The 7,557-nt window shown below is 51.2% G+C and carries 7 protein-coding genes and 1 pseudogene; 1 reads left to right on the top strand and 7 read right to left on the bottom strand.

The genetic code is table 11. From position 1 onward, the window contains the following. Positions 1-415: FAD-dependent oxidoreductase (locus Q0369_RS01820; protein WP_298095191.1), on the bottom strand; the 415-nt coding region annotated here is incomplete at its 3' end. A gap of 138 nt (positions 416-553) precedes the next feature. Between Q0369_RS01820 and Q0369_RS01815 the strand changes: the two genes are divergently transcribed. Next, entirely contained in the window at positions 554-1,465 is a 912-nt protein-coding gene (locus Q0369_RS01815) for a LysR family transcriptional regulator (protein WP_298095188.1), read from the top strand. 562 nt (positions 1,466-2,027) lie between these two features. Here Q0369_RS01815 and Q0369_RS01810 read toward each other — a convergent pair. The 6 genes and pseudogenes from Q0369_RS01810 to Q0369_RS01785 form a co-directional block, all read right to left on the bottom strand. After that, entirely contained in the window at positions 2,028-4,163 is a 2,136-nt protein-coding gene (locus Q0369_RS01810) for a hypothetical protein (protein WP_298095185.1), read from the bottom strand. Then, a complete protein-coding gene (locus tag Q0369_RS01805) occupies positions 4,156-4,683 on the bottom strand; it encodes an outer membrane lipoprotein carrier protein LolA (RefSeq protein ID WP_298095178.1) in 528 nt (175 codons plus the stop codon). The genes Q0369_RS01810 and Q0369_RS01805 overlap by 8 nt, the downstream gene beginning before the upstream one ends. 36 nt (positions 4,684-4,719) lie before the next feature. After that, a complete protein-coding gene (locus Q0369_RS01800) occupies positions 4,720-5,265 on the bottom strand; it encodes a thioesterase family protein (protein WP_298095174.1) in 546 nt (181 codons plus the stop codon). Next, positions 5,252-6,376, bottom strand: coding sequence for a hypothetical protein (locus Q0369_RS01795; RefSeq protein ID WP_298095171.1), 1,125 nt, complete (start codon positions 6,374-6,376; stop codon positions 5,252-5,254). The genes Q0369_RS01800 and Q0369_RS01795 overlap by 14 nt, the downstream gene beginning before the upstream one ends. Continuing rightward, the gene (locus tag Q0369_RS01790) at positions 6,369-7,370 is read right to left on the bottom strand and encodes a glycosyltransferase family 2 protein (protein WP_298095168.1); all 1,002 of its coding nucleotides are present in this window, start codon (positions 7,368-7,370) and stop codon (positions 6,369-6,371) included. The genes Q0369_RS01795 and Q0369_RS01790 overlap by 8 nt, the downstream gene beginning before the upstream one ends. Continuing rightward, positions 7,351-7,557, bottom strand: a pseudogene (locus Q0369_RS01785) (3-phosphoshikimate 1-carboxyvinyltransferase); the annotation flags it as partial. The gene Q0369_RS01790 and the pseudogene Q0369_RS01785, both read right to left, overlap by 20 nt.

Genomic DNA, 7,557 nt, shown 5'->3' with positions numbered 1-7,557 from the left:
TATCGACGAGGAATTTAAACGCGTCCAAGCCGCGATCGGCTAGGGTGCTTAAAAGCTCTGGATGGTTGATGCCAAGGCCTGCTTTTAGGCAGTCGTTCATAAACAGCTCTTTGCTGTCCTTGATGCCAGTTTTTTCCTGCACGGGGTTCATCGGTACGCTCATACCACCGCCGTTGATGACGGAGTTTCCGCCGATACGACCCATCTTTTCGAGAATCAAGACTTTGTTGCCCTTTTCGGCTGCTTTTAAGCCCGCCGCAAGCCCCGCAAAGCCGCTACCGATGATGATGACATCCCACTCTTCGTCAAATTTGACGTCCTTTGCGTCCACTGCGCTTGCTTGCGCATTTACCGCGCTAAGTGCGAGTGCGCCGGCTCCTACCATACCCATTTTCAGTATATCGCGTCTCTCCATATTGCCCCTTTATTTAGAGATTTTTAACCTTAAAGATTAATATCGTAATTTTATATTAAATCTTTATGTAAGTCAAATGTTATTTGGTATATAATTTAATAGCTAAAGACTATAAAATTTCAACCGAAGGGGCAAAATATGAGCCTGCGACATATGGAATTTGCGGTAAAAATTTCGGAGCTTAAAAGCTTTACAAAAGCGGCAAGCGAGCTTGGTATCGCCCAGCCGTCGCTTTCAAAGAGCATTATGCTTTTAGAAAAGGAGCTCGGGGTCGAAATTTTCGATAGAAAAAATGGGCTTGAGCTTACCTATGCAGGCGAAATTTACATTGCCAGAGCGAAAAATATGCTTAGGCTCAATAAGGAGCTAAATAACGAAATACGCGGGCTTTCGTCTATTAAAACGGGCAAGCTCGTAATCGGCGCGACCTCGACCAGCTTTAAATTTATCGAAAAGATCATCGCGGTGTTTTATAGCAGGTTTTCCAAAGCTGACATCAGGGTCGTGCACGCTCACTCCGAACCCGCGCTCATCGAGATGCTAAAAAGCGGCGAGCTTGATATCGTCTATGCTGCGCACTTCGGCGAGCTTTCTGCGGAGGGGCTTGAGTGCGAGTTTATAAAAAAGCGCAGGCTACTTCTAAGCGTCTGCTCCTCCCATCCTGCCGTTTCGGAAGCGAGTATAAATTCTACCGAGAGATACCCCAAGATCGCGCTTAGCGAGTTCAAATTCGATAAATTTGCAATCAGCAGTAAAATTTTAAAAAGCGAATCGAACTTCAAAAAGATATTCGAAAACGCGGGCTTTACGCCTCAAATTTTCTGCGACACCTCCTATCTGTACGTGGCTAACGCGATGGTCGCAGCGGGGCTTTGCGTGAGTTTTAGCTTCGCGCGGTACATTTTTGAGACGCAAAAAGACTACATCGCGCTCTTTGACGTCGCGGATGAGCCGCTTTTGGATGTGTCGTTTTCGGTCGTGTATAAAAAACCATCCAAGCTCGCAAAGGAATTTATAAAGATGATAAAAGCGGGCAAAAGCGGCGAATAGGGCGGATCGGCTGCATAGCGCACAAAAGATAACGGTGCCGTCGTAATGCGAACACGTCGGGCTCGCTCCGCCGCCGCCGAAAATATCGTAGGCGTACGGCGCAGGCACGAAAACGATTAAATTTTGCCGTTCAAATAGTGCGTAGGTGCGGAGCGCGTGAGCTAAATTTACAGCGATAATCCGTGTATCTTGTAATACGATCCGCAAAGGATGTCGCGGAGTAGATTTAAATTTACTGCGCGGGTAGCTTGCGGGCGGCATGAGTTTAAATTTAATAACGCGCTGCAAGGGTTTAAATTTAATGACCGCAAGGCGCTGCGCCAAAGATCGACTTTTAAAATTTATCCCGCAACCTTGTTTTTTTAAATTCCGGTTCACAGCTTGCTTGGTCGAAATTTCATCTCGCGCTTCGATTAGTTAAATTTTATCTTGCGGCGCGCTAGGCTAAATTTTCATTCGCCGAGGCTACGTAAATTTACGGCACACTTTTTCATAAAATTTTATCTGCAAGCGACGCAAAGAGCGTCTATTTAGTACTTTCGGCTCTTTGGCTCCCGCTTGATTAGCTTTTCTTGCTTGCCGCCAAAACTTGCGCCAAGATCGCCGCTAGCGCGATGTTGAGGCTGACGCAGAGCCCAAACAGCGCCACGGCCTTGGTGGAGCTGAAAGCGAGCGTAAAAAAAGAGATTATGCTGGTTAAAGACGCGAGCGTGATGCCGAAAATTTTATCGCTAAGCGCCATTTTGTCGTTGTTTGCAAAGATCATATAGTCTATCCCCACGGCGCCCGAGAGGATCAGTGCAAAGATCGCAAATATATTCACGCTTACGCCGAATGCGCTAAGCAGGGCAAGCACGGCCAAATTTGTCGCAAAAACACAGATGACGATCAGCCACGCCGTCCGCGCGCCGAAAAACGCCCACAGCAGTGCGAGCGCGAGGGCGTATGCGGCACATTTTAGATACAGAGCGTTGATTTTGATCTGTGAAAACGCCTCGCTTATGGCGCTTCGCATATTTAGATGCAGCGCGCCCATCTGCGCGGTAAGCTCGCTAATGGCCGCTTTATCGCGCACGCCGCGCAAAAAAGCGATATGCGGATCGATGCTCGGCATCGCGGCAAAAAGGACGGAGCTTCTAGCCTGCTCGTAGCTTAAAATGGGTGCATCCGCGATCTTGGCAAAGTTCGCGTCCACGAGCTCGCGGCTGAGTCCAAGACGCAAAAATGCGCTTCTATCGTAGTTTACAAAGGCCTGCTTGATAAAGCTCTGCGTAGCGGGATCCAAAATCGGCGCACCGGTGTAGGAGTCCGCAAGACCGCGCGCTACGGCCTCTTTGGCTACCGCGCCTGCATCATTGCCCACGATCAGATCGAAGCTGGAGCCTCCGATGCTTGCGAGTTTGGCACTCATCGCGATCAGGTTTTTATCCAAGCTCGCGTATTCGCTGACGTCGTCCTTAAGCTCCATTTTAAAATACAAAAATGCAAGCAGCGCCGCGCAAACGATGGCAAGCGCTTTGAGGCTTAGGTTTATCTTGCAAAGCGCCTTTGCGTAGAGCTCAAGAGCTTTTGCAAAGAGCGGGACGGGGCGAAATTCCGCCCCGGCAAGTAGTAGCGGCAGGGCGAAGTAGCTAAAGCAAAATGCCCCCGCAAGTGCGGCTATTGCAAAGATCGCGATCTCTTTGAGCAGAAAAAACGGGCTGAATAAAAATACGAAGTAGCCTCCCGCAGTGATGAAAAACCCTAGAAGCAGGATGTTTCGCATGCTTTTTATCGAGTGAGCTTCGATGCGGCGCGAGATGTTTGCGCCCAGCCAGTGCACCGCGTAATCCAGCATCAGCCCGATTAGGCTCGTCGAAACTACGGCGCTTAGGATGTGGATCGAGCCGCGGATCGCCATCGTAGCCGCTACGCCGCAGGCGAGCCCGAAAAGCGCGGGCAGCAGCAGGCAGAATATCCGTGCGCGCGAAAATGCCGCCAGCAGCAGCGCCGCGCACAGGCTAAGCGATACGGCGCCCGCGACGGAGCTTTCGCGCACGCCCGCGCTTTTGCCCATCGCGCTAAAAAGGGCGGTGCCGGAGATTAAAATTTCGCTTTTTTGCGCCTCGCGCACAAGCGCGCTAAGCGCGTCGTCATTTGCTTTCGGAGCAAGCTTAGCCGTAGCGAGGTAGTGCGGCGCGCCGTCAATGATCGCGATGAAGCGGTTTTGCGCAGGATCGAGCTTGATAGCGCCGCGAGCGCCGAGGCGCGAGTGAAGGCTGAGCGAGAAAAAGTCCTGCGAGAGGCTAAGCGGGCGAAATTTTGAATAAAGCTCACGCGCGCTGCGCTCAAAAAAAGCCTGCGGATCGCTTTTTAAAAGCTCCACGCTCGCATCATCGAGCATCGCGGGCGCAAAGCGCGCAAGCTCGCTCTGATACGCGCTCGCATCCTTTACCTCATAGATTATGCTCTCAAAAAGCCCGCTTTTTTGCATATCTGCAATGAACGCGTCAAAGCTCGCCCTCTTCGCGCTTGCGACGATGATTTGCCTCGCGATCTCGCGGTTGAAATCCTCGACGCTCTGTTTCTGCTCGCCCGAAATTTCGATGCCGCTTAGCTCGTAAAAATCGGAATTTACGCGGTTTAAATTTAGCGCTATAAAGGCGCAAAGCGCGATGAAAACCGCGCCGAATACCGCTAAAACCGCGCCCTTACTCATCTAAGCTCACGACGCCCGAAAATACGTTTTCGCTCACGTCGCCGTTAGCGCTGCTGATCCGCAGCACCCTGACGTAGGCGCCGCCCTCGATCACGATATTTTTAAAGATATTTTGCAGCATCCCTTTTGGGCTTAGCTCGGCGCGCCACGCATCTTTGCTACCGCTTAGCGCGATCGAGAAATTTTTGCTAAGCCGCGCTACGTCCAGGCGCGAGATCGCCAAAAAGGTGTCCTTATCAAAAAGCGAATCGGCGCTTTTGACCCACGCCTCGCCGCTACGCTCAAAGACGCCGTCCGCGCCGATTTTTAGCTCGCTTCGCACTGGCTTTAGCGTCGTCCAAAACAGCTCGCCGCCTTTGATCCTAAACTCGCCGCTGCTTCGTACGGGTTCAGCAAAGCCCTCAATGCTGAGCGTTTCGCTAAATTTGCCGCCGATATTGTCGGTCTTAAGCGCCAGATCGCTTACTTCAAGCGCGCTCGCAAGTCCCAAAATCGCTAAAAATAAAGCTAAAATTTTCATCGTAGTCCTTTAAATTTTATGCTCTCTAAAAAAATTTCATTGTCCATTATCGCTAGGCAAAATTTCATTTGCCGCGGCGTTTTTAGTGCGGTCTCGCTCAGGCGCGGCTTTGTTTGCTACTGAAATTTCATTTTCTGTCGAAATTTTACCTGCCGCCGAAATTTTACCCGCGTAATTTTTCTCTGCTAAAATTTTATCCGCGCACGCCCTTAGCTGCGGCGGTATCTCATACAGCGTTCTTTTAGAATCAAGCTCTACTGCGGCTTGCGACGTGGTTGCCTTGGCTAGGAGCGCGCCCGATAGGTTTTTGATGCGGTAGGAAAATTTTATTATCGTGTCGCACTCAAGCAGCTCGATGCTCACCGCAACCTCGTCGTCAAAAAGTATCGGCGCGATAAATTTAAACTCCATTTTGATAATGGGATATATAAATCCATCATCTCTCATCTGCATATATGTGTAACCTGCGTCGCGCCAAAACTCGCATCTAGCGTCCTCGCAGAGCTTTACGTAGTTGCCGTGCCACATCACGCCCATCGGATCGGCGTCGTAAAATCTGGCGCGAAATTTATACTCTTTCATTCCTCTCTCCGCTATGAAATTTTTCGTCTTGCGCGGCGGATTTTGCGGCGGCTAAATTTGAATTATCTAAATTTAGCGCAGTATCCGAGTCCGTCGTACTTTTCAAATTTGACGCCGTATTTAAATTCGCCGTGTCGTTTAAATCCGCTGCGCCATTTAAATTTGACGCAGTATCCATGCTCGTCTCGCCGAAATTTACGGTGCCGTCGCGCTCCGCATCGCTCGCGTTTTTTCCTTGTGCCCAAAAATCAAAGAAATTATACCACTGAGAAGGAAATTCTCTGGCATAAAGCTCGAGCTGACGCACGTAGCATTTAAGCGCTAGCGCGACCGATCGCGCCTTATCGCGGCTCTTTAGCGGCGCAGGCAGCGGCTGCAGCCGAAGCTCACGCCCTTCGCGCCCTTCGTAGCACCATAGGCTAAATAGCGGCGCGTCCAAAATTTTGGCAAGCAGGTAGCCGCCGATCGGGAAGTTCGCGCTGCGTCCTAAAAAATCCTCGCTTTGAAATTTATCTGAGCCCACCGGCATACGATCGCCCATTACTGCGATATGCTCGCCGTTTTGCAGTAGTTCTTTGATTTGCAGCATCTCGCCGATGCCGAGCTCGCCGACGTAGAGAATTTTCACGCCGCCGCCCATTTTTTCGATAAATTTCATAAAATTTTCGCTGTGTTTGCGAAAGATTAGCACGTTGATTTTTATCCCCGCCGTGCTTGCCGAAAGAGCGCGCGCGATCTCGGTGTTGCCAAAGTGCGAAGTGATTAAAATTTTGCCCGTTCCGTCGCTTAAAAGTTCCCTCATACCGTCTTGCACGCGAATTTGATCTAGCGCGATCTTGCCGTTCCAAACTGCGATTTTTTCGCATAGAGTGAGGGAAAATTTATAAAAATTCGCGTAAATTTCGCGGATCTTGGGCTCGCGATCAAGCGCGCGCCGCAAAAACTCCCTGATCGCGCGCCGTTCGTTTTTAAGCAGCGCACAATAGATCGCCGAGATGCAAAGCGCGGTGCCTCGCATGCAAAAATCAGGCGTGTGAAGCGTGACGAAACGGGCTAAATTTAAAAGCGCCGCGCCCGCCTTTTCGTTGTTTTCGCTCCAGTGCTTAGCCATCGCGCCCGTCCTTTGCGGCGGCATGTTGCGATGAGGCTTTTACGAGCGGGTTTTGCGCTGAATTTTCCGCCTGTGAGCTTTGCGCTGCGGCTTTATCGCCGCATTTTTCGGTACCAGCTTTTTCGTTTGCGTCGCTGCCCATCTCCTCTTTTGTATTTTTGTAACTATCGCGCCGCGCGCCGCTGCAAAGGTTTTGCCCCGCTAGCCCTTGCAAAATTTCATCTGCGCTCTGCTGCGAAACATCCTGCAAGCCGCGCTTTTTAAATTTATCGCAGGCGCGCTCTAGCGCGATTCTTGCAAGCCAAAGCGGGAGCCCGCAAAATAGCCTCGCGTGCATCAGCGAAATTCCGAAATTATCTCGAAACGGCGCGAAGTGGCTCACTCCGCCCGCTTCGTAGCGCACCGCTAGATCGAGCCATTTTATCTCTAGCCCCGCCCGCACGGCTAGGATTAAAATTTCGGCATCAAAGCTCATTCTGCGGCTTTTAGTGCGGGGAAGAAGCGGCACGATCCCCTTTAGCGGGTAAATTCTAAAGCCGCACATCGCATCTTTTATGCGGTGCGAGAGGGTATTTATCGCGCACCAAAAATTCATTATCTTGCGTCCATGCAGGCGGGATTTGGGTGCGCTTTCGTCATACGCGGGCGCGGCGCAGATCAGCGCGGCGGGCTGTCGCGCCGCAAGCGCCAAAAACTCCTCGCATCTGCTCACGTCGTGCTGAAAGTCCGCATCGATCTGAAATGCGTGCGTAAATCCAAGCTCCTTTGCCCACGCCAGCCCGTCGCACACGGCAGCGCCTTTGCCGCCGTTTTGCGCGCGGGTGTAAATTTGAGCTGCAAGCCCATTTAGCGCGCCTTTGCTCGCTTCGTCGCTGCCGTCGTCCACGATCAGCACGGGCGCGATGGGTGCCAGGGCGTGCACGAGCTCGGCGATACGCGCGGGGTGGTTGAAGTAGGGCAGTAAAAACGCGGGCTTAAAGGCAGATTCTTCCACTGGCGCAGACCTTGTCGTTTGAAATTTCAAAGCGGAGTTTGCCGCTTGCTTCGGTGATTTTGATAAAAATTTCATCGCCCGGGCGGATGAAATTTTTAAATTTTAAATTTTCTATCTTTTGCGTGCCGTCCAGCTCGTAGCCGAGGGCTTTTGCGCAGATCAATACGAAGCGAAGCTGCATAAACGC

Origin of the sequence: uncultured Campylobacter sp., from assembly GCF_938030685.1 — a bacterium.
In the GTDB taxonomy this organism is placed as follows: Bacteria; Campylobacterota; Campylobacteria; order Campylobacterales; family Campylobacteraceae; genus Campylobacter_B.
This window is presented reverse-complemented; position numbering and strand designations above follow the sequence as displayed.